This is a genomic window from Mesorhizobium sp. WSM4829, assembly GCF_055811475.1.
On the sequence record NZ_JBVVQJ010000018.1, the window covers coordinates 19,039 to 44,733 of the forward strand.

The 25,695-nt window shown below is 64.5% G+C and carries 23 protein-coding genes; 15 read left to right on the forward strand and 8 right to left on the reverse strand.

Annotated elements, in window-relative coordinates:
* Position 1: 1 nt before the first annotated feature.
* The 14 genes from murG to AC0L17_RS18300 all read left to right on the forward strand — a co-directional run bounded on the left by murG (position 2) and on the right by AC0L17_RS18300 (position 17,073).
* Positions 2 to 1,129: an undecaprenyldiphospho-muramoylpentapeptide beta-N-acetylglucosaminyltransferase gene (gene murG / locus AC0L17_RS18235; RefSeq protein ID WP_473516849.1), complete on the forward strand. Its 1,128-nt coding sequence runs from the start codon at positions 2 to 4 to the stop codon at positions 1,127 to 1,129.
* On the forward strand, positions 1,126 to 2,532 hold the full coding sequence (gene murC / locus AC0L17_RS18240; RefSeq protein WP_023798740.1) for a UDP-N-acetylmuramate--L-alanine ligase: 1,407 nt from the start codon (positions 1,126 to 1,128) through the stop codon (positions 2,530 to 2,532). Before murG ends, murC begins: the two co-directional genes overlap by 4 nt.
* Positions 2,529 to 3,494: a UDP-N-acetylmuramate dehydrogenase gene (murB, locus tag AC0L17_RS18245; RefSeq protein ID WP_473516850.1), complete on the forward strand. Its 966-nt coding sequence runs from the start codon at positions 2,529 to 2,531 to the stop codon at positions 3,492 to 3,494. The genes murC and murB overlap by 4 nt, the downstream gene beginning before the upstream one ends.
* 302 nt (positions 3,495 to 3,796) lie before the next feature.
* Complete coding sequence (locus AC0L17_RS18250) at positions 3,797 to 4,723, forward strand: D-alanine--D-alanine ligase (protein WP_091594156.1); 927 nt, start codon at positions 3,797 to 3,799, stop codon at positions 4,721 to 4,723.
* On the forward strand, positions 4,711 to 5,652 hold the full coding sequence (locus AC0L17_RS18255) for a cell division protein FtsQ/DivIB (RefSeq protein ID WP_473516851.1): 942 nt from the start codon (positions 4,711 to 4,713) through the stop codon (positions 5,650 to 5,652). The genes AC0L17_RS18250 and AC0L17_RS18255 overlap by 13 nt, the downstream gene beginning before the upstream one ends.
* Positions 5,649 to 6,956 carry a cell division protein FtsA gene (gene ftsA, locus AC0L17_RS18260; RefSeq protein WP_023798744.1) on the forward strand — a complete coding sequence of 436 codons (1,308 nt, stop codon included), beginning with the start codon at positions 5,649 to 5,651 and terminating at the stop codon, positions 6,954 to 6,956. Before AC0L17_RS18255 ends, ftsA begins: the two co-directional genes overlap by 4 nt.
* Before the next feature lie 67 nt (positions 6,957 to 7,023).
* Positions 7,024 to 8,673 carry a cell division protein FtsZ gene (ftsZ, locus tag AC0L17_RS18265; RefSeq protein WP_473516852.1) on the forward strand — a complete coding sequence of 550 codons (1,650 nt, stop codon included), beginning with the start codon at positions 7,024 to 7,026 and terminating at the stop codon, positions 8,671 to 8,673.
* Positions 8,674 to 8,946: 273 nt separating this feature from the next.
* Positions 8,947 to 9,894 carry a UDP-3-O-acyl-N-acetylglucosamine deacetylase gene (gene lpxC / locus AC0L17_RS18270; protein WP_091594160.1) on the forward strand — a complete coding sequence of 316 codons (948 nt, stop codon included), beginning with the start codon at positions 8,947 to 8,949 and terminating at the stop codon, positions 9,892 to 9,894.
* A gap of 215 nt (positions 9,895 to 10,109) precedes the next feature.
* Positions 10,110 to 10,979 carry an outer membrane protein assembly factor BamD gene (locus AC0L17_RS18275; RefSeq protein ID WP_473516853.1) on the forward strand — a complete coding sequence of 290 codons (870 nt, stop codon included), beginning with the start codon at positions 10,110 to 10,112 and terminating at the stop codon, positions 10,977 to 10,979.
* Positions 10,980 to 10,991: 12 nt separating this feature from the next.
* Positions 10,992 to 12,662, forward strand: coding sequence for a DNA repair protein RecN (gene recN, locus AC0L17_RS18280; RefSeq protein WP_473516854.1), 1,671 nt, complete (start codon positions 10,992 to 10,994; stop codon positions 12,660 to 12,662).
* 318 nt (positions 12,663 to 12,980) lie between these two features.
* A complete protein-coding gene (gene ligA / locus AC0L17_RS18285) occupies positions 12,981 to 15,131 on the forward strand; it encodes an NAD-dependent DNA ligase LigA (protein WP_473516855.1) in 2,151 nt (716 codons plus the stop codon).
* A complete protein-coding gene (locus tag AC0L17_RS18290) occupies positions 15,128 to 15,820 on the forward strand; it encodes a DUF2461 domain-containing protein (RefSeq protein WP_473516926.1) in 693 nt (230 codons plus the stop codon). Before ligA ends, AC0L17_RS18290 begins: the two co-directional genes overlap by 4 nt.
* A 231-nt stretch (positions 15,821 to 16,051) precedes the next feature.
* Positions 16,052 to 16,780: an AzlC family ABC transporter permease gene (locus AC0L17_RS18295; RefSeq protein ID WP_473516856.1), complete on the forward strand. Its 729-nt coding sequence runs from the start codon at positions 16,052 to 16,054 to the stop codon at positions 16,778 to 16,780.
* Positions 16,777 to 17,073, forward strand: a complete 297-nt coding sequence (locus tag AC0L17_RS18300; protein ID WP_091594168.1) for an AzlD family protein — start codon at positions 16,777 to 16,779, stop codon at positions 17,071 to 17,073. Before AC0L17_RS18295 ends, AC0L17_RS18300 begins: the two co-directional genes overlap by 4 nt.
* A 24-nt stretch (positions 17,074 to 17,097) precedes the next feature.
* Here the strand turns inward: AC0L17_RS18300 and AC0L17_RS18305 are convergent, their stop codons facing one another.
* From AC0L17_RS18305 to AC0L17_RS18330, 6 genes are all read right to left on the reverse strand, one after another.
* Complete coding sequence (locus AC0L17_RS18305; RefSeq protein ID WP_473516857.1) at positions 17,098 to 18,237, reverse strand: DUF1501 domain-containing protein; 1,140 nt, start codon at positions 18,235 to 18,237, stop codon at positions 17,098 to 17,100.
* Between the two features lie 5 nt (positions 18,238 to 18,242).
* Entirely contained in the window at positions 18,243 to 19,646 is a 1,404-nt protein-coding gene (locus tag AC0L17_RS18310) for a DUF1800 domain-containing protein (protein WP_473516858.1), read from the reverse strand.
* 72 nt (positions 19,647 to 19,718) lie between these two features.
* Positions 19,719 to 20,186, reverse strand: a complete 468-nt coding sequence (locus AC0L17_RS18315; RefSeq protein ID WP_473516859.1) for a periplasmic heavy metal sensor — start codon at positions 20,184 to 20,186, stop codon at positions 19,719 to 19,721.
* A complete protein-coding gene (locus AC0L17_RS18320) occupies positions 20,183 to 20,587 on the reverse strand; it encodes a hypothetical protein (RefSeq protein ID WP_473516860.1) in 405 nt (134 codons plus the stop codon). The genes AC0L17_RS18315 and AC0L17_RS18320 overlap by 4 nt, the downstream gene beginning before the upstream one ends.
* The gene (locus AC0L17_RS18325) at positions 20,584 to 21,132 is read right to left on the reverse strand and encodes an RNA polymerase sigma factor (protein ID WP_473516861.1); all 549 of its coding nucleotides are present in this window, start codon (positions 21,130 to 21,132) and stop codon (positions 20,584 to 20,586) included. The genes AC0L17_RS18320 and AC0L17_RS18325 overlap by 4 nt, the downstream gene beginning before the upstream one ends.
* Positions 21,133 to 21,338: 206 nt before the next feature.
* Positions 21,339 to 21,785, reverse strand: coding sequence for a cupin domain-containing protein (locus AC0L17_RS18330; RefSeq protein WP_236376996.1), 447 nt, complete (start codon positions 21,783 to 21,785; stop codon positions 21,339 to 21,341).
* Between the two features lie 220 nt (positions 21,786 to 22,005).
* On the opposite strand from AC0L17_RS18330, the gene AC0L17_RS18335 reads away from it, so the two are divergent.
* The gene (locus AC0L17_RS18335; RefSeq protein ID WP_473516862.1) at positions 22,006 to 23,463 is read left to right on the forward strand and encodes a winged helix-turn-helix domain-containing tetratricopeptide repeat protein; all 1,458 of its coding nucleotides are present in this window, start codon (positions 22,006 to 22,008) and stop codon (positions 23,461 to 23,463) included.
* A 31-nt stretch (positions 23,464 to 23,494) separates the two neighbouring features.
* Here the strand turns inward: AC0L17_RS18335 and AC0L17_RS18340 are convergent, their stop codons facing one another.
* Positions 23,495 to 25,342, reverse strand: coding sequence for an aminopeptidase P family protein (locus AC0L17_RS18340; RefSeq protein ID WP_473516863.1), 1,848 nt, complete (start codon positions 25,340 to 25,342; stop codon positions 23,495 to 23,497).
* 59 nt (positions 25,343 to 25,401) lie between these two features.
* A partial coding sequence (locus AC0L17_RS18345; protein ID WP_473516864.1) for a hypothetical protein occupies positions 25,402 to 25,695 on the reverse strand: 294 nt, incomplete at its 5' end.

The window sequence follows — 25,695 nt, forward strand, 5'->3', positions numbered from 1 at the left end:
AATGTCGAGGGGCGCGATCCTTCTGGCGGCCGGCGGCACGGGCGGGCATCTCTTCCCGGCCGAGGCGCTGGCGCACGAGCTGATCAGGCGCGGCTGGACGGTGCATCTGGCCGCCGATGATCGTGCCGAGCGTTTTGCCGGCCAGTTTCCGGCGGCGGGCATCCATCCGATCCAGTCGGCGACCATTGGCTCGAAAAACCCGTTCGCCGTGCTCGCCGCCTTCTGGAAGATCTGGGGCGGCGTGCGGCAGGCGTCGGCCGTGATCGGTCGGGTCAAGCCAGCCGTGGTGGTCGGTTTCGGCGGCTATCCGACGCTGCCGCCGCTCTACGCCGCGACGCGGCGCAAGGTGCCGACGCTGATCCACGAGCAGAACGCGGTGATGGGGCGCGCGAACCGGGCGCTCGCCGGCCGTGTCGATGCCATCGCCGGCGGGTTCTTGCCGGAAGATTCAAGCGCTGCAGGCGCCAAGACGGTGACGACCGGCAATCCGGTCAGGCCGCAAGTGCTGGAGGCGGCAAGGACGCCCTATGCGGCGTCGACCGGGGAGCAGCGGTTCCGCTTCCTGGTGTTCGGCGGCAGCCAGGGCGCACAGTTCTTTTCCGATGCGGTGCCGGCGGCGGTTCGACAGCTTTCCGATGCACAACGCGGGCGGCTTGATATCACCCAGCAGGCGCGTGCCGACGATGTCGAGCGGGTGAAGGCGGCCTATGCCGCCCTTGGCGTCGAGGCTGAGGTGTCGCCCTTCTTCACCGACATGGCGGCGCGCCTGGCTGCGGCGCACCTGGTGATGTCGCGGTCCGGTGCATCGACCGTATCGGAAATCGCGGTGATCGGCCGGCCGGCGCTGCTGGTGCCCTATCCGCATGCGCTCGACCACGACCAGGCCGCCAATGCCGCGGCATTGGCCGCGGCAGGCGGCGCCGAAGTGCATCCGCAATCGACGCTTTCGCCCGAGCGCATCGCTGCGCTCGTCGGAGCGCTGATGGACGATCCGGAGCGGCTGACGACAATGGCAGCGGCGGCGAAATCGGCCGGAAAACCGGACGCGGCACGGTTGCTCGCCGATCTGACAGAGGCTATTGCGTCGAAGAAAAGCGTATCGGAATTCAGGAAGGAGACGCACGTATGAAGATGCCGCAGACGATCGGCCTCGTGCATTTCATCGGCATCGGCGGTATCGGCATGAGCGGCATCGCCGAGGTGCTGCATAATCTCGGCTACCAGGTGCAGGGATCCGACCAGGCCGACAGCGCCAATGTGCAGCGGCTGCGCGACAAGGGCATCGAGTGCTTTGTCGGTCATCATGCCGACAATATCGGCGATGCCGAAGTGGTCGTCGTCTCGACGGCGATCAAGAAATCCAATCCGGAGCTGAAGGCGGCACGCGAGAAACTGCTTCCCATCGTCCGTCGCGCCGAGATGCTGGCGGAACTGATGCGCTTCCGGCAGGCGGTGGCCATCGGCGGCACGCATGGCAAGACGACGACGACCTCGATGGTGGCGACGCTGCTCGAGGCCGGCGGGCTCGATCCGACCGTGATCAATGGCGGCATTATCAATGCCTACGGCACCAACGCCCGCATGGGCGATGGCGAATGGATGGTGGTGGAGGCCGATGAGAGCGACGGTACGTTCCTGAAGCTGCCGGCCGAGATTGCCGTCGTCACCAACATCGATCCCGAACATCTCGACCATTACGGCTCCTTCGACAAGGTGCGCGAGGCCTTTCGCCAGTTCGTCGAAAACGTGCCGTTCTACGGCTTCGGCGTCATGTGCACCGACCATCCCGAGGTGCAGGCGCTGGTCAGCCGCATCGAGGACCGGCGCGTCATCACCTATGGCGAGAACGCACAGGCCGACGTGCGTTTCATCAATCACCGCATGGATGGCCCGACCTCGGAATTCGACGTGGTGATCCGCGACCGCAAGACCGGCGGCCAGTCGACGATATCAGGCCTGCGCCTGCCGATGCCCGGCCGTCACAACGTCGCCAATGCGACGGCGGCGATCGCCGTCGCGCATGAACTCGGCCTTTCGGCCGAGGCGATCAGGAAGGGCCTGTCGTCCTTCGCCGGCGTCAAGCGGCGCTTCACCCGTACCGGTTCGTGGAACGGCGTCGATGTGTTCGATGATTACGGCCACCATCCGGTCGAGATCACAGCGGTTCTCAAGGCGGCGCGCGATGCCACCAAGGGCCGCGTCATCGCCATTGCCCAGCCACACCGCTTCACCCGGCTTCACGACCTGTTCGACGAGTTTTCCGTCTGCTTCAACGATGCCGACACGGTGATGGTGGCGCCGGTCTATGCGGCAGGCGAAGAGCCGATCGACGGGGTGACGTCCGAGGCATTGGTGTCGCGCATCCGCTCCGGCGGCCATCGCGACGCGCGCTACATCGAAGGCCCCGCGGCGATTGCGCCGGTTATCCGCGACCTGGCCAAACCAGGCGATTTCATCGTCTTCCTCGGTGCCGGCAACATCACGCAATGGGCCTACGCGCTGCCCAGGGAACTCGGCGGTACTGCCTCATGATGCGTGGCCAGGCATTGATCGACAAGCTTGGCGGCCGGCTTGCCGGCCTGCGCGGCCGCATCACGCCGAATGCCGAGATGGACAAGATCACCTGGTTCCGCGCCGGCGGGCTGGCCGACGCACTGTTCCAGCCGGCCGACGAAGACGATCTCGCTGCGTTCCTGGGAGCAGTGCCCGAAGAGATACCGCTGACCACCGTCGGTATCGGCTCGAACCTGCTTGTCCGTGACGGCGGTATTGCGGGCTTCGTCATCCGGCTTTCGGCCAAGGGCTTTGGCGAAGCCGAAGTGATTGCGCCGACCACAATCAAGGCGGGTGCGGCCACGCCCGACAAACGCCTTGCCGCTGTCGCCTATCAGGCTGGCATAGGCGGCTTTGAGTTCTACCACGGCATTCCGGGCGCCATCGGCGGTGCGCTGAGGATGAATGCCGGCGCCAACGGCGTCGAGACGCGCGAGCGCGTTGTCGCGGTGCGGGCGCTCGACCGCAAGGGCAATGTGCATACGCTGAGCAACGCTGATATGGGCTACGCCTATCGCCATTCGGCAGCACCTGCCGGGCTGATCTTCACATCAGCCGTGTTCGAAGGCGTTTTGGCAGACAAGGCCGCGATCAAGGCGGCAATGGACGCCGTCCAGCACCATCGCGAGACCGTGCAGCCGATCCGCGAAAAGACCGGCGGCTCGACCTTCAAGAATCCGGAGGGCACCTCGGCCTGGAAGGAGATCGACAGAGCGGGCTGTCGGGGGCTGATGATCGGCGGCGCGCAGATGTCGCCGATGCATTGCAACTTCATGATCAACACGGGAACCGCGACCGGCTACGACCTTGAATATCTTGGCGAGACGGTGCGCGCGCGCGTGCTCGAACGGTCGGGCATCCGGCTGCATTGGGAAATCAAGCGCATCGGCAAATTCCGGCCGGGGCACGAGGTCCAGGAATTCCTCGGACAGTTGCTGTAAGGACTCAACAACACAGTTTTCGCAGCTGTTTTTGCGGAAAGTGAATCTCGCGGAATCGTAAGGACTTGCCAGCGATTCAACTCTCTGATTCTCTGCCCTGAAGCGTTTCCTGATTTGAGTCGTTTCGACGCGTCACCAGCGTTTTTCCGTCAGGGGCTGCCTGCCGGGAGGCTTGGGGACTCGATGGTGCAGAAATCGTCAGAGCAGGGGCTGCTCCGAGCGTTTGAGTGTATGGCCCTTTCCGGGGGCGTGAGATGCAGACCCGCCGTGAAAGGGCCCGCCGTGAGAGGGAATGACGGGAAATGAAAAGCAAGCACGTGGCCGTCCTTCTGGGTGGATTCTCGTCCGAGCGGCCCGTGTCCTTGTCCTCGGGGAAAGCCTGTGCTGATGCGCTCGAGACGGAAGGCTACCAGGTCACTCGCGTCGACGTCTCGCGCGATGTTGGATCGGTGCTGGCCGAGCTCAAGCCTGATGTTGTCTTCAATGCGCTGCATGGTCCTTTCGGCGAGGACGGCACCATCCAGGGCATCCTCGAATATCTTGCCATCCCCTACACCCATTCCGGCGTGCTCGCCTCCGCGCTTGCCATGAACAAGGAGCAAGCCAAGAAGATCGCCAAGTCTGTCGGCATACCGGTCGCCGAATCGAAGGTGGTCAATCGCTTCGCCATCCAGAACAAGCACCCGATGAAGCCGCCCTACGTCGTCAAGCCGGTCAATGAGGGGTCGAGCTTCGGTGTCGTCATCGTGCACGAAGGGCAGTCGCATCCGCCGCAGGTCATCGGTTCGTCCGACTGGAAGTATGGCGATACCGTCATGGCGGAGCGCTATGTGCACGGGCGGGAGTTGACCTGTGCGGTGATGGGCGATGTGGCGCTTGGCGTCTGCGAGATCATCCCGACCGGCCATTCCTTCTACGACTATGATTCAAAATACGTCGCGGGCGGATCAAAACACGAATGCCCTGCAAAAATTTCACCGAATATTTACCAAAAAATACAGACACTGACGCTCAGGGCTCACCAAGCTATCGGCTGCCGGGGCGTTTCCCGGTCGGACTTCCGTTATGATGATCGACACTCCGAGAACGGCGAAATTGTCTGGCTCGAGGTCAACACTCAGCCCGGCATGACGCCGACATCCTTGGTGCCTGAGATCGCCGCGCAGGCGGGACACTCGTTCGGCGATTTGTTGAGTTGGATGGTGGAGGACGCTTCGTGTCTGCGTTGAGGTGGGGACAGGGCAAGGGGAAGGGCGCGGCCGGGCCGACGCTGTTCGGTGTGGCGTTGTCGTTCGACCATTTCGTGCTGCCGCGCCTGCTTCGCCGGCCGGCGCGCATGCTGGCGCGTCTGGGCGAGGACGACTTCGAGGTGCCGCCGTTTTCCGCAGCCGTGCTGTCGGCGGCGCTGCTCGTATCGAGCGGTGCCTATGGCGCCTATCTCGGCGGGCATGTCGACGCTATCGTCCAGGGCATCACCGCCCGCACCGGGTTTGCCGTCGATCAGATCAAGGTCGTCGGCAATCGCGCAACCTCCGAGATCGATATTCTCGACAGGATGCAGCTCGATGGCTGGACGTCGCTGATCGGCTTCGATGCCGAAGCCGCGCGGGAGCGCATCGCCACGCTGCCCTGGGTCGAGGTTGCGGCGGTGCGCAAGGTCTATCCGCACACGCTGGAGGTGCGCATCGAGGAGCGTGAGCCCTTCGCGCTCTGGCAGCAGGGCAGCGAGCTTTCGGTCATCGAGCGCTCCGGCGCCGTGATCGCGCCATTCTCCGGCGGCAAGCAGTCGCTGCTGCCGCTGATCGTCGGCACCGGCGCCCCGGCCAAGGCGCCGGATTTCCTGGCCAGGATCAAGAAATACCCAGAGCTTGCCGCACGGATCAAAGGCTACATCCGCATCGGCGAACGGCGTTGGGACCTGAAGCTGGAAAACGGCATCACGGTCAAGCTCCCCGAGGATGGCGAGGACCAGGCGATCGCCGATCTGCTCAGGATGGACCGAGAGAACGGGCTTTTGACGCGCGATATCGCCGCCGTCGACATGCGCCTTTCCGATCGCCTCGTCGTCCAGTTGACGCCCGAGGCGGCGACGCAGCGTCAGGCCGCGCTCAATGAAAAGCCGAAAATGCCGAAGCGCAAGCCGGAGACGAAGATATGAGCTGGCTTGGCGGCAACAGCGATGCCTCATCGCGCCGGTCCGGCATCATGACGGTGCTGGATGTCGGCTCGAGCAAGGTCTGCTGCGTGGTGGCCAAGCTCAAGCCGCGCGAGGACGGCATGCTGCTGCGCGGGCGCTCGCATCGCATCCAGGTGATCGGCATCGGCCACCAGAAATCGCAAGGCGTGAAATCGGGTGTCGTCATCGATCTCGACAGGGCCGAGCACGCCATCCGCCTTGCCGTCGATGCCGCCGAGCGCATGGCCGGGCTGACCGTCGATTCGCTGATCGTCAACATGACGGCCGGCCGGCTGAAGAGCGAAAGCTTCTCGGCAACCATCAACCTTGGCGGCCATGAGGCGGACGAGGCCGACATCAAGCGCGTGCTTGCCGCCGGCGCCAAGCAGGCGCTGCGGGCCGAGCGCGAAGTGATCCATTCGCTTCCCGTCGGCTTTTCGCTGGACGCCGAGCGCGGCGTGCGTGATCCGCGCGGCATGGTCGGCGACCAGCTCGGCGTCGACATGCACGTGCTGACGGGTGACGCGGCACCGTTGCGCAATCTGGAGCTTTGCATCAACCGTTCGCACCTGTCGGTCGAGCGCATGGTGGCGACGCCCTATGCCAGCGGTCTTGCCGCACTGGTCGACGACGAACTCGAGATGGGCGCAGCCTGCATCGACATGGGCGGCGGCACCACGACGATCTCGATGTTTTCGGAAGGCAAGTTCGTTCATGGCGACGCCATCGCCATCGGCGGCAACCACGTCACGCTGGACATGGCCAAGGGCCTGTCAACCTCGCTCGATGCCGCCGAGAGGCTGAAAGTGATGCATGGCTCGGCGCTGCCCGGCAGTGCCGACGACCGCGACCTGGTCTCGATACAGCCGATCGGCGAGGACGGCGAGGTGCCGCTTCAGATCCCGCGTTCGGTGATGACGCGCATCATCCGGGCGCGCATCGACGAGACGCTCGAACTGTTGCGCGACCGGCTGAACAGGTCCGGCTACGGCAACGCGGCCGGCAAGCGCGTCGTGCTGACCGGCGGTGCCAGCCAGCTTTCCGGCCTGCCCGAGGCAGCGCGCCGCATTCTCGGACGCAATGTGCGCATCGGCCGTCCGCTCGGTGTAGCGGGCCTGCCGGAGGCGGCCAAGGGGCCGGCTTTCTCGACGCCGGTCGGGCTTCTGATCTACCCGCAGATGGCGAATTTCGAGAGCCATCCGGCGAAAGGAATTTCTGGTCTCAGGATGACCGGAACAGGCGGAAAACTGCATCGAATGAGTCAGTGGTTGAGAGACAGTTTTTAAATTGACGGGGACAGCCCCATAGGCGGCCGCAGCGGCGAAGCGGCGGGAAAGGCAAAGGACGGAGACAATGACCATCAATCTGCAAAAGCCGGACATCACCGAGCTGAAGCCGCGTATCACCGTGTTCGGTGTCGGCGGCGGCGGCGGCAATGCCGTCAACAACATGATCACCGCCGGCTTGCGCGGCGTCGAGTTCGTGGTGGCCAATACCGATGCGCAGGCGCTGACCATGTCCAAGGCGGATCGCCTGATCCAGCTCGGCGCGCATGTCACCGAGGGCCTGGGTGCGGGGTCGCAGCCGGAAGTCGGACGCGCCGCGGCGGAGGAATGCATCGACGAGATCGTCGATCATCTCTCCAACACCCATATGTGCTTCGTCACTGCCGGCATGGGCGGCGGCACCGGCACGGGGGCCGCGCCGGTCGTTGCACGTGCGGCGCGCGAGAAGGGGATTCTCACCGTCGGCGTCGTCACCAAGCCGTTCCATTTCGAAGGCCAGCGCCGCATGAAGACGGCGGATCTGGGCATCGAGGAATTGCAGAAATGCGTCGATACCCTCATCGTCATCCCCAACCAGAACCTGTTCCGGCTGGCCAATGACAAGACGACCTTTGCCGACGCTTTCGCCATGGCCGACCAGGTGCTCTATTCCGGCGTCGCCTGCATCACCGATCTGATGGTCAAGGAAGGGCTGATCAACCTCGACTTCGCCGACGTCCGCTCGGTCATGCGCGAGATGGGCAAGGCGATGATGGGGACGGGCGAAGCTTCCGGCGAGGGGCGCGCCATGGCCGCCGCCGAAGCCGCGATCGCCAATCCGCTGCTCGACGAGACCTCGATGAAGGGCGCCAAGGGGCTGTTGATCTCGATCACCGGCGGCCGCGACCTGACCCTGTTCGAAGTCGACGAGGCGGCGACCCGAATTCGCGAGGAGGTCGACCAGGAAGCCAACATCATCCTGGGTGCGACGTTCGACGAGGATCTCGAAGGCGTCATCCGCGTCTCGGTGGTTGCTACCGGCATCGACAAATCGGCGGCAGACATCGCTGCCGCGCCGATCGCCATCCGCACGGCTCCGCCAAAGCCGGTCAGCCGCCCGGCCGCTCCGGTCACGGAAAGCCGTCCGGCGCCTGTCCAGCAGGGAGGCTACGAGCCGCGCGCCGCCGACCCGGTCGCCGAGGCAATCCAGCTCGCCGAGGCGAATGCGGCGGCGATGGCGCGTCCCGCGCCGGCGGAAGATTTCCGCCCGCAGAGCAAGATCTTCCAGGCGCCGCCGGCCCAGCCGCAGCCGATGCTGCAGCCAATGGTTCAGCAAACGATGCAGCCCGCGCCGCAGCGTGAAGCGCTTCAGCCGGCAGCGCCCCAGCGCATGCCGCGCGTCGAGGACTTTCCGCCGGTGGTGAAAGCCGAGGTGGAAGCCAAAAGCCGTCCGGCCGACCACGAGAACAGCGGACCGATGGGACTGCTCAAGCGCCTGACCAACGGCCTTACCCGTCGCGAAGAAGAGCCTGCACGGCTGCAGCCGGCGCAGCCGCGCGAGCCGAAACTGCGCCAGGCGGCACCCGAAGTGCGCCGCCTTGCCAGCCAGGATCCGCAGCTTTACGCGCCGCGCCGCGGCCAGTTGGACGACCAGGGCCGGCTGACGCCGCAGAGCAGGGCTGTCCAGGAGGACGATCAGCTGGAGATTCCGGCATTCCTGCGCCGCCAGGCCAATTGACCTGTTAACGGTCCGTAATAGTTGTTAACAGGCAGACAAGAAATTGTTTGCCTGTTAATGTTAAAAGTGCTTGTAAAACAAGGAGTTAGGAGACCGCATCCGCTTCGGATCGCGGTTACACAGAGTAAGAAACCGTGATTTGGAGACTTCCTGCCGGACCACTATCTTCGCCGCGATCAATTTCGGTTTGCTGGGATTCGGGGAAGTGGCCCTGCCTGCCGATCAAAGAGCCGCGCCCTTGGGCTTATGAAGCGGACGTAGGCAGTATGGGCTATGGGGTTTGTTTTGCACGACTATCAGACGACACTTAGATCGCGTGCGACGCTGACCGGCACCGGCGTTCACAGCGGCAATTCCGTTACCGTTCATTTCCTGCCGGCAGACGCTGATACGGGTGTCGTGTTCCAGCTTTCGAATGGAAGCGAAGTCCGGGAGTTCCGCGCGCTCGTTTCCGAGGTCGGCGCCACCGATCTGTGCACCATGCTCGGCGATCCGGCAGGCGAGCACATCGCCACAGTCGAACATCTGATGGCCACGGTTTTCGGGCTCGGCATCGACAATGTCGTCATCGAGATCGACGGCCGTGAGGTTCCGATCCTCGACGGCAGCGCCATTGCGTTCGTCGAGGCTATCGACCAGGCGGGCATCGATACGCTGCCGGTCAAGCGCCGCTACATCAGGGTGGTCAAGCCGGTTCGCATCGAGAACGGTGCCTCCTGGGCGGAGTTCAGGCCCTATGACGGCACGCGCTTCGAAATCGAGATCGATTTCGAAAGCCCGGCGATCGGCCGTCAGCTGTTTGCATCCGACATGAACGCCGACATTTTTCGCCGCGATATCGCGCGGGCGCGCACCTTTGGTTTCATGAAGGACGTCGAGCGGCTGTGGGCAGCCGGCTATGCGCTCGGCTCCTCGCTGGAAAACTCCCTGGTGATCGGCGACGACAACCGCGTGATCAACATCGGAGGCTTGCGCTATCCCAACGAATTCGTGCGCCACAAGACGATGGATGCCATGGGCGATCTGGCGCTGGCCGGCGCCCGGTTCATTGGCTGCTTCCGTTCCTATCGCGGCGGCCACAGGCTGAATGCGGCAGCGCTGCGCCGCCTTTTGTCGGACCGTTCGGCGTTCGAGATCGTCGAGACGACACGCCGCGAGCGCGGTCGGACGGTCGAAAAGAGCGCCGTCTATGCACCTGTCTACGCGCCCTGGATGATCTGATTCTTAACGTTTTTCGGGTTTTATGGCCGCCGGCCTGTGTTGCATGAATGCACCATCGGCCGGCGAAATCACGCAAGTGTGCGGGTTGCGCCAGGCTGCCACAAAAATGTGCGAATGGCCGGAGATAGCGTTGCCGGGCACGGCGATTATGGTTATGCCTGCTGCCCCAGGGCGAGATGTCGACTGAAATGACGCCGAAAGGGCGGAATCCAATCATGTTCTTCAAGCGAATTGGTCAATCGAAAGCGCCGCATCGGGCTGTTTTCCTGGCGCTTTCGGTGGTTGTTCCATCGCTGTTGCTGTCGGCCTGCATGTCGTCCGAAAAGGATGTCGACCTGTCGACCTATGTCGAGCAGACCGAGCCGGCAGACGTTCTCTACAATCAGGGCCTCGCCAATCTGAATGCCGGGCGCCTGCAGGAGGCGAGCCGCAAATTCGGCGCTGTCGACCGCCAGCATCCCTATTCCGAATACGCCCGCAAATCGATGGTGATGGGCGCCTTTGCCGACTATCGCCAAGGCAACTATACCGAGGCGATCGGTTCGGCCAAGCGCTATCTCACGCTCTATCCGTCGACCGACGACGCTGCCTATGCCCAGTATATCATCGGGCTGAGCTATTACCGGCAAATCAGGGATGTCACCCAGGATCAGAAGGAAGCGCGTCAGACCGTGCAGACGATGCAGGATCTGGTGACGCGCTGGCCCGATTCCGAATATGTCGACGACGCCAAGGAAAAGATCCGCTTCGCCAACGACCAGCTCGCCGGCAAGGAGATGCAGATCGGCCGCTATTATCTCGAGCGCCGTGAATACATCGCAGCCGTCAAGCGGTTCCGCGTCGTGGTGGAGACCTATTCCAACACGCGCCATGTCGAGGAAGCGCTCGCTCGCCTTACCGAAACCTATTATGCGATGGGACTGACATCGGAAGCGCAGACTGCCGCTGCTGTGCTTGGCACCAACTATCCCGACAGCGTGTGGTACAAGGATTCCTACAAGCTCCTGCAGACTGGTGGGCTCGAGCCGCGCGAGAATGCGGGCTCGTGGATCGCCAAGGCCGGGAAGCTGATCACCGGCGCCTGAGCGGCGCGTCACATGCTTTCCAGACTGTCGATCCGCGATATCGTTCTGATCGAGAAGCTGGACATCGACTTCTCGTCCGGTCTTTCGGTGCTGACCGGCGAAACCGGTGCTGGAAAATCCATCCTGCTCGACGCGCTGTCGTTGGCGCTTGGCGCCCGCGGCGACGCCTCGCTGGTGCGGCATGGCGCGGCACAGGGCCAGGTCATCGCCGTGTTCGACGTGCCGCGCAACCATCCTGCCCGCATGCTGCTTGCCGACAACGCTATCGAGGACGATGGCGACATCATCCTGCGCCGCGTGCAGACGGCGGATGGCCGTACCCGCGTCTTCGTCAACGACCAGCCTTCCAGCGTGACACTGATGCGCGATGTCGGTCACGCGCTGGTCGAGATCCACGGCCAGCATGACGAGCGTGCCCTGGTCGATCCCGGCGCCCATCGCGAATTGCTCGACAGTTTTGGCGGTCATCTCGGCGCTGTGCGGGCGACCGGCGAGGCATGGCGGTACTGGCGGGCCTGCGAACAGGAATTTTCGCGGCATCGCGCCAAGGTGGAAGCGGCGGCCCGCGAGGCCGACTATCTGCGCGCCGCGGTCGCCGAATTGACGAAGCTCGACCCCCAGCCAGGCGAGGAAGCCGACCTTGCCGAGCTGCGCGCCTCGATGATGCGGGCGGAAAAGATAGCCTCGGAAATCCACGATGCGCAAGATGTGCTCTCAGGCCCGTCTTCGCCCCTGCCGCAACTCGCCAGCCTGTTGCGGCGGCTGCAGCGCAAGGTGACGGAGGCGCCCGGCCTGCTCGACGACGTGGTCGAATCGCTCGATGAGGCGATGCTGTCGCTCGACGCAGCGCAATCGGGCGTGGAAGCTGCACTTCGCGCCACCGAATACGATCCGCGGCGGCTGGAACAGGCCGAGGAGCGGCTGTTTTCGCTGCGCGCCGCCTCACGCAAGCACAGTGTGGCGGTCGACGACCTGGCGCAATTGCGCGATACGATGGCCGCAGACCTCGCCGATCTCGACGCCGGCGAGGAGCGCCTGCACGGGCTGCAGAAGCAGGCCGGCGCCGCGCGCGAGACCTATGACATTTCCGCTGCCCAGCTTTCGTCGCTTCGCCATGCGGCGGCGGTCGGATTGACCAAGGCGGTGATGGCCGAACTGCCGGCGCTGAAGCTCGAACGGGCAGCCTTCATCATCGAGATGGCGAGCGAGGCCGAGAGCCGCATGGAAGACGGCATCGATCAGGTCGAGTTCTGGGTGCGCACCAATCCCGGCACAAGACCGGGCCCGATGATGAAAGTCGCCTCCGGAGGCGAACTTTCGCGGTTCCTGCTGGCGCTGAAGGTGGCGCTGGCCGACCGCGGCTCGGCGCCGACGTTGGTGTTCGATGAAATCGACACCGGCGTTGGCGGCGCGGTGGCTGACGCCATCGGGCAAAGGCTGGCGCGGCTGTCGAAGCGCGTGCAGGTGCTTTCGGTCACGCACGCGCCGCAAGTGGCGGCACGCGCGGCGACGCATTTCCTGATCTCCAAGTCCGGCGGCGCCGATCGCGTCGCCACCGGCATCGCCGAGATGGACCGGGCGGCGCGCCAGGAAGAGATCGCGCGGATGCTTGCCGGGGCGACCATCACCGACGAGGCGCGCGCAGCGGCCGAGCGGCTGCTTCGCGAAAACACCGCGGCCTAAAGCGCGTCGCATTTGAACGAATTCATGCGACGCGCTTTAGGTCCTTGTTTTTATGCATGTCGTTGTCGCGAAACCGCTGCGCACCCTCGGGTCGGGCGCGACGGCATGCTTTTGCGCGACATGCATTAGCGGAGCTCATGCTCGGCATTGTGGATCGAGTCAGGATGTGGCTCCATCCTGCTGTTCAGCAATGATTTTCTCAAAATGCTGATCTATTGTGGCGCGCCGCGCGTCCTTCGAACGCGCAAGGACGCTGTAGCAGTTTGATTTCGCGCATGGCCCAGGAAATTGTTCCGGGTCAGCGTCGAGGAGCCGTGCATGCCCGAAAAACCAGTCGATTCGCTCAGCGAGAGTGAAGCAGCCAGCGAGCTGAAGCGGTTGGCCGAGGAAATCGCCGCCCACGACCAGCGTTACCACGCCGAGGACGCGCCGACGATTTCGGACGCGGCCTACGACGCGCTGCGGCGGCGCAACCTTGCCATCGAGCAGCGGTTTCCCGCCATTGTGCGCGAGGATTCGCCGTCACGCAAAGTCGGCGCGGCGGTCTCGGAAAAATTCCGCAAGATCGTCCATGCCGTTCCGATGCTGTCGCTCGACAACGCTTTTGCCGATGCGGACGTGATCGATTTCGTCGGCCGCATTCGCCGCTTCCTCAGGCTCGGCGCCGACGCGCCGTTGGCGATGACTGCCGAGCCGAAGATCGACGGCCTGTCGCTATCGCTGCGCTACGAGGCTGGACGGCTGGTGACGGCGGCAACGCGCGGCAACGGCCAGGTCGGCGAGGATGTGACGGCCAACGCCCGCACCATCGCCGAGATTCCCAATGTGCTTTCGGGGGACTTTCCCGAAGTGTTGGAGGTGCGGGGCGAGGTCTATATGCGCCTCACCGACTTTGCCGAGCTCAATCGCCGCAATGCCGAGGCCGGAAAGCAGGTTTTTGCCAATCCGCGCAACTCGGCGGCAGGCTCCTTGCGCCAACTCGACACCTCGATCACCGCCAGCCGGCCGCTGCGGTTTTTCGCCTATACCTGGGGTGAAGTGAGCGCCATGCCCGCCGACACGCAGATGGGCATGGTGGCGGCGTTCGAGCGCTTTGGCTTCAGGGTCAATCCGCTGATGAAGCTGTTCGACAGCGTCGTGGGACTGCTCGAGCAATACCGGCTGATCGAATCCAACCGGGCGACGCTCGGCTACGACATCGACGGTGTCGTCTACAAGGTGAACAGCCTTGAGCTGCAGCAGCGGCTGGGCTTCGTCTCGCGTTCGCCGCGCTGGGCGATCGCGCACAAATTCCCGGCCGAGAAGGCGACGACGATCCTGACCGGCATCGACATCCAGGTCGGCCGCACCGGCGCGCTGACCCCGGTGGCGCGGCTGGTGCCGGTGACGGTCGGCGGCGTCGTGGTGACCAACGCGACACTGCACAATGAGGACTACATCAAGGGCATCGGCAACAACGGTCAGCCGATCCGCGAAGGCCGCGACATTCGCATCGGCGACACGGTGAGCATCCAGCGTGCTGGCGATGTCATTCCGCAGGTCATCGACGTGGTCATGGAAAAGCGGCCGCCCGACAGTGTGCCATATGCTTTCCCAGTGCTTTGCCCGGCCTGCGGCAGCCACGCCGTGCGCGAGGAGGGGGAAGCAGTCAGGCGCTGCACCGGCGGATTGATCTGCCCCGCGCAGGCGGTGGAGCGTCTGCGCCATTTCGTCTCTCGGGGTGCTTTCGATATCGAGGGGCTCGGTGAGAAGCAGATCGAGTTCTTCTTCCACGCCGAGGATCCGTCACTACGCATCTATTCGCCGGCCGACATTTTCACGCTGAAGAAGCGGCAGGCAGCATCGCTGACCAAGCTCGAGAACGTTGACGGTTTCGGCGCGACCTCGGTACGCAAGCTGTTCGCGGCAATCGACGATCGGCGGCAGGTCGAGTTCTCGCGCTTCCTCTATGCGCTCGGGATCCGCCACATCGGCGAGACCAACGCCAAGCGGCTGGCCCGTCATTTCCTATCCTTTGCCGCCTTCCGCGAAGCCGGGCAGAACGCCGTCATGCCGGCCGGCAAGGGCGACCCTGGCAACGCTGCCTGGCAGGAACTGAACGGCATCAACGGCATCGGCTCGATCGTTGCCGAAGCAGTGGTCGATTTCTTCGCTGAAGATCATAACCGGCAGGCGCTCGATGCATTGCTGGCGGAAGTAACTGTGCTCGACGAGGAGCCGGTCGGTGGCGTGTCGTCGCCGGTCTCCGGCAAGACGGTGGTCTTCACCGGCGCGCTGGAAAAGATGTCGCGCGACGAGGCCAAGGCGATGGCCGAAAAGCTCGGCGCCAAGGTCGCCGGCTCGGTGTCGAAGAAGACCGATCTCGTCGTTGCCGGGCCAGGTGCCGGCTCCAAGCTCAAGCTAGCCACCGAATTCGGCATTGAAGTGATCGACGAGGATGCGTGGTTGGCGCGGATCGGCAAGGCGTGACGGTGGCGTTCAGCGGTTTCGGCCAAAAGGCAATTCCCTTCCTCAAGGCGCTCGATTTTCACCAGAGCCGGGAGTGGTTTCTGGAAAACCGCGACCTCTTCGAAAGTGAGCTGCGCGACCCCTTCGGCGATCTGGTCGAAACGCTCTCCGAGCGCTTCGCGGCAGCGGGGCTGGGCTTGCGCGGCGATCGCAAGAAGTCGCTGTTCCGGATCAATCGCGACGTGCGCTTCGCCAGGGACAAGCGGCCCTACAACCGGCATCTGTCGGCAATCCTCTCGCCTGATGGCACCAAGATGGAACAGGGCGTGTTCTTCATCCATATCGGGCTTGAGCGCTGTTTTGCCGGCGTCGCCTGGTGGCAGCCCGGACCGGCGCTGCTGCTGGCAATGCGCAACGCCATCGCGACGCGGCCGGGTGAATTCCGGGCGCTGATCGAGGCGCTGAAGCAAAACCGCCTCGAACTCGATGCGGAAGGCTGCATGAAGCGCGCGCCACGCGGCTTCGAGCATGTCACGGCGGCCGATCTCGCGGCGGCCATCCGCAACCGGCATTTCGCCGTCCGGCACGAAATCGACCCTGCGGGAATCCACGGGCCGGCGCTGGTCGACGAGCTGGTCGATTTCGCCTTGCGGGCCAAGCCGCTGCTCGACTGGGGCAGGGCGATCGAAGCCAAGGTCCCGGTGGACTGAGCACTGGCCGAAACGCGCACGCCTGGAACCTGCGTCGAGGGATCATTTCCGCTGATCGTCGGCTCAAGCGAATTGGTGTGACAAGGCTGACAGCGCTCCCTACATACCAGCTTTCCCCCGCATCGGCCCGAAAATCGGGATCGATTTTCGGATGGCCCGACGCGTGGATTCAAAGTGTTAGAGCGTCCTTTGCTCGTCCAAAAGGACGAGCGGCGCTCTAAGGAGTGGCTGATGTCGGCGGAAGCAATCTCCGAAAACCGCGTAAAAAGCGATTTCTGGCAAGGCGTGCGGCTCGGCATGCCCGTCGTGGTGGCGGCGGCGCCATTTGGACTGCTGTTCGGGGCGCTCGCCGTCGACAACGGATTTTCGGTGCTTGAAGCCTTGCTGATGAGCGCCATGGTTTTTGGCGGCGCCAGCCAGATGGTCGGCATCGAATTGTTCGGGCAGCATGTCGCGCCATGGCTGATCGTGCTGTCGATCTTCGCCGTGAATTTCCGCCATGTGCTTTACTCCGCGGGCATCGGCCGGCGCATCGCGCACTGGCCGCCGGTGCAGCAGGCGGTCGGCTATTTCCTGCTCACCGATCCGCAGTTCGCCGTGGCCGAGCGCAAGGCGGAGGCTGGCGAGACGGTCGGCTTCGCCTGGTATATGGGGCTTGGCCTGCCGGTCTATGTGTTCTGGGTGACCGAAAGCGCGCTTGGCGCGGTATTCGGCAGGCTTATTCCCGATACCCATGCGCTGGGCATCGATTTTCTGCTGCCGATCTATTTTCTCGGACTGGTTATGGGCTTTCGCAAACGGCCACTGTGGCTGCCGGTGGTCGTCGCCAGTGCTGCTGCCTCCATCATCGCCTACAAGACGGTGGGCTCGCCCTGGCACGTCTCGATTGGCGCCGTGGCCGGCGTGCTGCTCGCGGTCATCCTGCCGCCGCGCCACAGCGGCGTGGAGGCGCGGCCATGAGCACAACCTTGTGGATCATCATCGCCGGTGCGATCGCGACCTATCTGACCCGCATCGGCGGCCATCTGGTGATCTCGCGCTTCGAAAACATCCATCCGCGCGTCGAGGCGGGGCTGAACGCCGTGCCGGCGGCGGTGCTGACGACGCTGGTTGCGCCGGCAGCACTTGGCGGCGGGCCGGCGGAATGGGCGGCTTTGATCGTTGCCGGGCTGGTCTCGCTGCGCGGCGGGCTGATGGCGATGTTTTTGGCCGGCGCCGTCGTGCTGGTGCTGGCCCGGCAGTTCGTCGGGTAACCGGACCGGCTGAGTACGCCAGTCTTACTTGCGCACGATGTTGGAGATCGCGGGATCGAATCGACTTCCTGCAAAGAGCCTGCGCATCGTCTCTTGCGGATCGAGACCAAACGTTTCGGCTGATGTCACCGCAATCAGCGCGTCGAGGTCGAGCGTCGGGGCGAGGTCGCGTCCTTGGTAGAGCGCACCGGCAGACAGTCCCGGCCAATCGGCCAGCACCCGCCCGCCATTCACCGCTCCGCCAGCGATCATCGCAGCCGATGCCGTACCGTGGTCGGTGCCGCCAGTGCCGTTGACGGCGACAGTGCGGCCGAACTCGGTGGCGACCAGCACGGTCGTATCCTTCCAGACATCGCTGAGGCCAACGTGCAACCCATCGATGAGCGCGTCGAGCGCTCTGAGCTGGTTGGCCAGCCTGGCTTGCTGGCCGCTATGGGTGTCCCAGCCGCTGGTTTCGATCATGGCAACGCGCAGTCCGCCGGCCTTGGCGAGGAAGCCCGCGGCGGTGCGGCCGACGCTCGCTGCGTCCTTGCGCTGCGCGTTCACCGCGCCCAACGCCCTTGTCTCCATCGCGCTGCTCCACAGCGCATGCAGCTGTTCGTCGGCGTCATAGAGCTTGCCGACGCGTATCATCAGGTCGTCCGGCGCCTCCGGCAGGGCGGACGGCGCATAGGAGGTGACGTCTGCCTCGCCTCGCAGCGCCAGCGGGATGGTCGGTGCAAAAGCGATTGCTTCGCCGCGAGACTTCGGCAGCATGCCGACCAGCCGGTTCAGCCAACCGTCCTTGCGCTCATAGGGCGAGCTGCCGCCGCTTTCGAGCACATTTTGACCATCGAAATGCGAGCGCTCGCGATAGGGCGAAGCGACCGCGTGGACGAACAGCGCCTGCTTGTCCTGATGCAGCTTGCGGAGACCGGTGAGCGAAGGATGCAGGCCAAACGTGCCGTCAAGCTTTATCGGATCGTCGATGGCCAATGGGCCGCGCAGTGCTCGGTAGGCGGGGTCGGCATAGGGAACGATGGTGTCCACCCCGTCCGCGGCGCCGCGCTGGATGATGAAAACGAAGCGGCGATCGGTTTCCACATTGGCCAAGACGATGCGCGGCGCGATCAGCATCGAGCCGAGGCCGGCGCCGGCGAGAGTAAGGAATTGACGGCGTTCCATCTTGGTCATCTCCTCTGGAAATCATCTTCGCTGAAAGTCATCTTCGTTGGAATTCGGGCGACACGAGCAGCAGCGCGATGCCGGTGCGCCGGCTCTCGGCGCGCTCGATCTCGGCCATCGCCAGGTCGCTGAGCGAGCCGGCAAAGAGTTTTCGCGCGAGATCTCGCGGATCGATATCGCCAACCTGCGCGGCGAGGCGCTGCGCCACCTCGACCCGGCGGACCAGTGCGTCGGGTGCTGCCCCAGCTCCCGGCAACATCGTCATAGCCGGCCGGCGAACGCGGCCGCCATGCCGGTTGGCCGAGTTGGTTGAGCAGTTGCGCCAGACGCGGCTTGCCGAGTTCGCTGCGGCCCAGGCCGCGCAGCGCCGAGATCGTCCATTCCCACGGCGTCTTGAACTTCGCCGCTGCTGGTTGCCAGGCTTCTGGACTGTCGAGGAGCGCGCGGTAGACCGCGACGAGATCGCCCTTTGACCGGCGAAAGGCTTCGGCGAGCCGTGTCACGACCGCTGCCGGCGGTTCGTCTGCAATGAAGTGGCGCGCCAGCTTGGTCGCGACGTGCGTTGCGGTCGCGTTGGCCGCCGCGAGGTCGCCGAGCACGGCGAGCGCCTGTTTGTCGCCGCGCTGGTCGTAGGTCTTGCCGATGATCGTGCGTTGGCCCGGTTCGTGCAGCCCGGGTCGAAAGGTGAAAGCGCCGGCCTGGCCTCGCCCTTTAGCGCGTCCGGTGCTGAAACCGGTCAGCGCCAGTGCGAATTCGGCCACGTCGGCCTGGCTGTAGCCGGAGCGTGCACCGAGTGTGTGCAGTTCCATGATTTCGCGGGCCAGGTTCTCGTTGATGCCGGGTTTGCGCTTGGCGTTGCGTTTTGCGGCGCGTTTGGCAACTTTCGAGTTGGGACCGATCGAGCGCACCTGGTCGAGATAGAACAGCATCGCCGGGTGGCGCTCGGCGGCGAGCAGCATATCTTCGAAGCGGCCGAGCACATGTGGGCGGATCGCCTCGCGCTCGAAGGCGCCGGCGATCAGGGTCACCTGCGGTTTCTCCGCCGAGATGGCGAAATGGTTCGACCAGAAATGCACGAGCCGTTCGACGAAGGGGGTCGATGTTTCGAGCGCTGCGCGTGCTCGCATGTCGACCTCGTCGCGATAAAGCGCTTGAGCCTCCTGGCGCGCCGCCTTGCGGGCGGCCATCTTTGCGGCCGCGTCGGCGTCTTTGGCCTCGAGCATCGCTTCGGCATAGCCGGCGCCGAGTGTGGCCGAGTCCTGCGCGCCGGAAAAGACCGCCGGGTTTGCGTCGTAGCTTTCGAACTGCGCTATCAGCCAGGATTTCGGGTCGGCCGGCGCCTCGTCGTCGGGCCGGGCGCCCAGGCCGAAGCGGTTGAGCGCAACCGCGACATCGCTCGGACTTGCCAATGGTGCCTCCGTCAGCATTGCTTTTGGAAGCTTCAACGCGGCAGCGACTGGAATCCGTCGCTGTTTCCAGCTCTATTTTTCGCCCGCTCGGCGCAGCATGTTGCTGCGGCCGCGCAGGCCGTCGACAAGTCGCGCCCTGTCGGCTGGCGTCAGTCCCGTCGCGAAGGTCACGATTGCCTGTTCGAGCCGGCCGCGCAGCGCCATATCGGCTTGCCGGACCGAGGCGAGCGTCTCATTGACCGCCGCTGCGTCGATCGGCTCAGCCTCGATCAGGCGCGCCACCGCCTCGCGGCTGACCCGAGCCGCTTCGATGTCGGCAGCCGACTGGCGCCGCGCCTCTGCGAGCGCCTGGCGGAACGCCTTGCGCTGGTCGGGCGACAGGCCGGCCGCGGCGAAGCGCAGGCCGCGCTGGTCGCCCGCTCTGTCGCGCTGCCCCTGCTGCGCCTGCCATATATAGCCAGCGCCGGCGGCGGCGCCGAGCACGAAGACGTTCAGTGCCAGCGAGACGGCAAGCAGGATCCTGATGCTGCGTTCGCTCATTGCACGTCCCCCTGCATGTCGCCGAATGCGGTCAGCGCATCGGTGTCGCCATCGTCAGGGGCGCTGTTGGGCGGCAGCAGCACGGCGACTGTCAGCGCCCCGGCCAGCGCGCCCGCCAGTCCGATGCCGGCCAATCCGGCACACCGCCAGACGAGTTGGGTGCGGCGCCAAAGCGCAGACGGCGCCGTGGCGATGATCCTTCGCGCGAGCGCGTCGTCCGGAGCTGCGACGCGATGGCGCGACAGCAGATCGTCGAGCTCCACCGCCGGTGCAAGCGCGGCTTCGGCTTGCACAGGGTTGGCGGCGATGAAGTCCAGCGCTGCCGTGCGCTCGTTTTCAGGCCAGCGCTGCGGCGACCCGCCATAGGCGGCAACGAGCTCGGAAAACCTCTCTGGAGTCATGTCATTTCGTCCCTGTCTCGTCCGAGCCTGGAGCGCAGCTGCCGCCGCGCCCGCGACAACAGGCTTTCCAATGCCTCGATGCTGATGCCCATGACCTCTGCCGCATCGCTGTTCGAAAGCTCCTGATAATACTGCAGCACGATCGCCTCGCGCTGGCGCTCCGGCAACTCGGCCAGCGCGCGTCGCACCTGGTGCTGATCGTCGGCCGCGAGCATATCCGCTTCCGCGCCCGGGCGTTCGTCGGGGCGATCGGGAAGTTCCGCCACCGGCGTCTCCCGCCGCCTGCGCAGCCGGTCGTAGCAGAGATTGAGTGCGACGCGATGCAGCCAGGTGTCGAACTTCGCCTCGCCGGCGCACCAGCCCGGAGCCGCCCGCCAGATGCGCAAGAACGTCTCCTGCGCGACATCCTCGGCCTCGCCGCGGTCGCCCAGCATTCGCGTGGCGAGACGGATCAGCCGCGGCAGCTTGCGCTCGACCATGGCTTCCACCGCAGCCGCATTGTTCTGAGCGATCAGCGCCAGCAGCCGCTCGTCGGTTTCGCCCACGCTCTGCCTTCTCGTTCCACCACGCCAGACCTTGTGCCGACACGACCGTCACCCTGCACCCGCCATGTGTCTTCAACGAGTTTCAAAGCGAAATCCGTCGGCGACCGTGCTTGGTGTGATAGACATGGCTCCGGTCTGGCGGCACACCATTGGCGGAATGTTCGGTTGAAGGACGCCCCACCAATCATTCCTGGAAGGTCGCCTTTCTACGGTATCCTCCCGTCCATCTCCGGGAACAGGACGACGCTTTCCTGAGCGGTCGGTTCGTTGCGGGCGCCAATAAAAATGGCCGGCGTGCTTGCCCTGTTCACTGCAACGTGGAGCACGTTGGCGGGAATATAGAGATAGTCGCCGGGATGCACGACATCCCGAAATTGCAGTTCGTCCCCGCTCCACATCTCCAGCTCCTCTCCGCTCAGCATATAAAATGCTGTTTCGTGACGTGCGTGGACGTGGGCCTTGGTCCGTTTCCCCGGAGGCATCGTGACGACACCCAGCCAAAGCGCCTTCGCGCCGACGGTCTCAGCACTTATTCCCGGCAGATAGTCCGACCCCTGTTCGGCTCGATAAGCCTCGCCACCCCCGACGATTACAGCTTTTCTGTCGCTGGGCGTGACGTTGTCCGCTCCGGACGCTTGCTTCAACATCGTCATTTTGACCTCCATATGTGTTAGTCTGTGCGAAGAATGGCCAAGATGACCGCACGTCCGGCCGGAGTCCTAAAAGGGGAGGCGAAAAGTTCCGAATTCTTCCGAAGCCGGCAGGCGGAGTGTCGCAGCGCCGCGATGCTTAGCGTTCGGCCCGTTCGTGCTCGACATGCTGCGCGGGGGGCTTGTCCGCGAGGGCCGGCCGGTTGCGCTCGGGCACAAAGGCTTGTCGTTGCTTCAAGCCCTGCTGGAGGCACCGGCTCAAGTGCTGAGCAAGACGGCGCTTATGGAAGCGGCTTGGCCCGATACCGTTGTCGAAGAAAGCAATCTCTCTGTGCAGATTGCCGCCCTGCGCAAGCTGCTCGGGCCACAGCCAGACGGCAGCGAGTGGATCGCCACGGTTCCCCGCACCGGATATCGTTTCGCCGGCAGCGTCCATGTGCTGGACGCCGCTGCAGACGGCGCGCTGCCAAGTTCCGGCCAGCCGCCGGGATTCTCCGAAAGACCGTCCATCGCGGTCTTGCCGTTCGCCAATGTCAGCGGCGACAGGGAACAGGCCTATCTGGCTGACGGCATCACGGAGGACATCATCACAGCACTGACGAAGTTCCGCTGGTTCCGGGTGATCGGCCGCAATTCCAGCTTCGTCTACAAGGACAAGCCCGTCGACTCCAAACAGGTGGCCCGCGAGCTTGGCGTCCGTTATGTGCTGGAAGGCAGCGTGCGCCGGTCCGGCCAGCACATCCGGGTCTCGACGCAATTGGTCGATGCGGCCTCGGCCAATCAGATCTGGGCCGAACGATACGAGATGGAACTGACGGAGGCATTCGCCGTCCAGGATGCCATAGCCGAGCGGGTGGCTGGGGCGATCGAGCCCGAACTTCTCAAGACGGAGTCGCTACCAGCCGCCGCACGCAGCAGCGGAAACGCGACGGCCTGGGACCTGGTGCGGCAAGGTACCTGGCATTTCCACCACGTCGGCCGTCAGACTCACTTGAGTGCCCGCAGGCTGTTCCGGGAGGCATGCAGGCTCGATCCTGAACTCGCAGAGGCCCACCTTTGGCTCGGTCGCGTCAGCGCCGGCATCGTCGCTTACGGCTGGAGTGACGAACCGCAACGGGACATCCGGGAAGGCCTCGATGCAGCCTTGAAGGCGGTTCGGCTCGACGAGAAGAATCCCTATTCCCATTACGCGCTGGCCATCTGCAGCATCTACGCCAATGCACCGGAACAGGCTATTCTTGCCGCGGAAAAGGCGATCGAGATCAGCCCAAGCTTCGCCCTTGGTCATCTGGTGATGGGAATGGGGCAGCTTTTCCGCGGCAGTGCATCCGAGGCAATAGCGCCGCTCGAACACGGCCTTATGTTGAACCCTTACGATCCGCAGAACTTCGTCTGGTTCAATATCCTGGCGCTCGCCTACCTGTTTGGAGGACAGGCAAGCGAGGCGCTTGCCGCGGCCATCAAGGCGCGCAAGATCGCTCCGGCATGGCGGCCCACCCACGAAACACTAGCCTGCTGCTACGTTTCGCTCGGCCGCTTGCCGGAGGCTGGATCTTGCGTTGAGCTGATGCGGGAAATGGAAAACCCTTCAGGCGATGCCTTGGCGCCGTTCAGGCTGCGCAATCCACATTGGGCAGACGAGATGGCGCATCTGTTGAAGAAAGCCGGTTGGCAGCGATAAAGCCACAGGCCGTTCCCGGCCTTGCCGAAAATCAGATCTTTGCATCGTGCGCCAGCGGTGCGGTTGCCTTCTCCAGCCAGGCCAGCGTCTCGCCGTCGAGCATCGATCCGATCTCGGCCAGCACACGCTGGTGGTATGTGTCGAGCCAATGCAACTCGTCTCGCGTCAGAAGGTCGGATCGCACCAGCCTGGTGTCGATGGGCGCCAGCGTCAGCGTCTCGAAGCCGTGCATGGCGATGTCGCCGCCCTCTATCGGCTCGGCCGGCGTCACCAGCATGAGATTCTCGATGCGAATGCCGTAAGAACCCTCCTTGTAGTAGCCCGGCTCGTTGGAGACGATCATGCCTGCCAGCAGCTTTTCGGTGCCGGTCCTGGCGATGCGCTGCGGGCCCTCGTGCACGGCCAGATAGGAGCCGACGCCATGGCCCGTGCCATGGGCGAAATCGCAACCGTGTTTCCACAGGGCAAGGCGCGCCACGGCGTCGATCTCGGAGCCGCGCGTGCCCGGGGGAAAGCGCAGCATGGAAATGCCGATCATGCCCTTCAGCACCAGCGTGAAGCGTTCGCGCATTTCCTCGGTCGGTGTGCCGATCGGTACGGTGCGGGTGATGTCGGTGGTGCCGTCCTGATACTGCCCGCCCGAATCGAGCAGGAACAGTTCGCCAGACTGAAGCTTTCGGCTGGTGGCGCGGGAAACGCGGTAGTGCATGATGGCGCCGTTCGGGCCGGCGCCGGCGATGGTGTCGAAGGACACGTCGCGCAGCGGCATCTGTGTTTCCTCGCCGGTGCTGCGGCGGCACTCCTCGAGCTTGGTGACGACCGCGATCTCGTCGAGCTTGCCCGGTTCCTGGCGGTCGAGCCAGCAAAGCAGCTTGGCGACCGCGGCGCCATCGCGGCGGTGCGCGGCGCGGGCGCCGTTGATCTCGGCCTGGTTTTTCGTCGCGCGCGGAATGCGGGCAGGGTCTGGCGCAGTGATGACGGTGCCGCCATTGTCCTCGACCAGCATCCTGAGCTTCTCCGCCGCCAGCACCGGATCCAGCGCGATCTTCGCGCCGCCCTTGGCCAGGGCTGCGATAACAGCTTCGAATTCACCGGGTTCGTGCAATTCGGCGAGCTGCGTCAGATAGGCCGCGACGGTGCGTGAAAACTTACGCTGGTCCATGAAAAGCAGGTGCGATCGATCGGCGGCGAGCACGGCGAAGCCGAGCGCCAGGGGCGTGTGCGGCACATCGCCGCCGCGGATGTCGAAGGCCCAGGCGATGGACGACGGGTCGGTCAGCACGGCATGGGAGGCGCCATCCTTGCCGATCGACTCGGCCAGCCGCGCCAGCTTGTCCTTGGCCAATTCGCCGGCAAAGCCGATTGGATGAAGCTCGACCGGCGCCAGCGGCGGTTCGGGCTGGTTCTCCCAAATGGCGTCGATCGGATTCCTCTCGAGCGGCACCAATGTCGCTCCCGATTTTTCGGCCGACGCTTTCAGCGCTTTCACGTCGCCGATCGTCTGCAGCCACGGATCGAAGCCAAGCCGCACGCCCTTGCCGAGATTGTCCTTGATCCAGGTGGCGGGCGGATTGTCGACCAGGCTTTCGATCGAAAAGATGTCGAGATCGACCTCGTGGCGCACCTGCAGCGTGTAGCGGCCGTCGACGAACATGATAGCACGGTCGCCGAGCACGATGGCGACGCCGGCCGAGCCGCTGAAGCCGGTCAGCCATTTCAGCCGCGCCGAGCGGTCGGCGACATATTCGCCCTGATGCTCGTCTGCACGAGGCACGATGAAGCCATCCAGCCCGTTGGCCGCCAGCCATCGACGCAGCAACGCCACACGCGGCTTGCCGACGGCGGGGTCGCCTGCGGAATCAAAGGTCTGGAACATCATGGCCTCTCCTCGGATGCTGGATGTGAGCGGCGGACTTTCAAGTCGAACCGTGCCGCCGCTCACATCCAGCTTTTATGTTTGAGCGTCGGGTTTTCCCAAAACCGGTTTCCACTTTTGGGCCCGATGCTTTGGCGCGACCGTAGCGCATGACCCCGAAAATCGGAATCGACTTTTGCTACGCCAGGCGCCGGCCGAATTCGGTCCAGCAGGGCAATCGCTTCAGGTCTGCGCTGCCCCTCATTGCCCTGCCGGGCAATGAGGGGCAGCGCAAACCTGGGCGGGGGGGATTGATAGGTATCAGGGGGGGCCGCGGTTTGCGGGAGTGGTTTGCCGGGTAGGGGCAGCAAAGCGTT

What these genes read in the sequence shown, in the direction of transcription:
- AC0L17_RS18315 (WP_473516859.1), bottom strand. Translation starts at nt 20,186, where the DNA reads ATGAGCGAACGCAGCATCAGGATCCTGCTTGCCGTCTCGCTGGCACTG.
- AC0L17_RS18320 (WP_473516860.1), bottom strand. Translation starts at nt 20,587, where the DNA reads ATGACTCCAGAGAGGTTTTCCGAGCTCGTTGCCGCCTATGGCGGGTCG.
- murG (WP_473516849.1), top strand. Translation starts at nt 2, where the DNA reads ATGTCGAGGGGCGCGATCCTTCTGGCGGCCGGCGGCACGGGCGGGCAT.
- AC0L17_RS18330 (WP_236376996.1), bottom strand. Translation starts at nt 21,785, where the DNA reads ATGACGATGTTGAAGCAAGCGTCCGGAGCGGACAACGTCACGCCCAGC.
- AC0L17_RS18300 (WP_091594168.1), top strand. Translation starts at nt 16,777, where the DNA reads ATGAGCACAACCTTGTGGATCATCATCGCCGGTGCGATCGCGACCTAT.
- AC0L17_RS18305 (WP_473516857.1), bottom strand. Translation starts at nt 18,237, where the DNA reads ATGGAACGCCGTCAATTCCTTACTCTCGCCGGCGCCGGCCTCGGCTCG.
- recN (WP_473516854.1), top strand. Translation starts at nt 10,992, where the DNA reads ATGCTTTCCAGACTGTCGATCCGCGATATCGTTCTGATCGAGAAGCTG.
- AC0L17_RS18275 (WP_473516853.1), top strand. Translation starts at nt 10,110, where the DNA reads ATGTTCTTCAAGCGAATTGGTCAATCGAAAGCGCCGCATCGGGCTGTT.
- lpxC (WP_091594160.1), top strand. Translation starts at nt 8,947, where the DNA reads ATGGGGTTTGTTTTGCACGACTATCAGACGACACTTAGATCGCGTGCG.
- AC0L17_RS18295 (WP_473516856.1), top strand. Translation starts at nt 16,052, where the DNA reads ATGTCGGCGGAAGCAATCTCCGAAAACCGCGTAAAAAGCGATTTCTGG.
- AC0L17_RS18250 (WP_091594156.1), top strand. Translation starts at nt 3,797, where the DNA reads ATGAAAAGCAAGCACGTGGCCGTCCTTCTGGGTGGATTCTCGTCCGAG.
- AC0L17_RS18340 (WP_473516863.1), bottom strand. Translation starts at nt 25,342, where the DNA reads ATGATGTTCCAGACCTTTGATTCCGCAGGCGACCCCGCCGTCGGCAAG.
- murB (WP_473516850.1), top strand. Translation starts at nt 2,529, where the DNA reads ATGATGCGTGGCCAGGCATTGATCGACAAGCTTGGCGGCCGGCTTGCC.
- ftsA (WP_023798744.1), top strand. Translation starts at nt 5,649, where the DNA reads ATGAGCTGGCTTGGCGGCAACAGCGATGCCTCATCGCGCCGGTCCGGC.
- ftsZ (WP_473516852.1), top strand. Translation starts at nt 7,024, where the DNA reads ATGACCATCAATCTGCAAAAGCCGGACATCACCGAGCTGAAGCCGCGT.
- murC (WP_023798740.1), top strand. Translation starts at nt 1,126, where the DNA reads ATGAAGATGCCGCAGACGATCGGCCTCGTGCATTTCATCGGCATCGGC.
- ligA (WP_473516855.1), top strand. Translation starts at nt 12,981, where the DNA reads ATGCCCGAAAAACCAGTCGATTCGCTCAGCGAGAGTGAAGCAGCCAGC.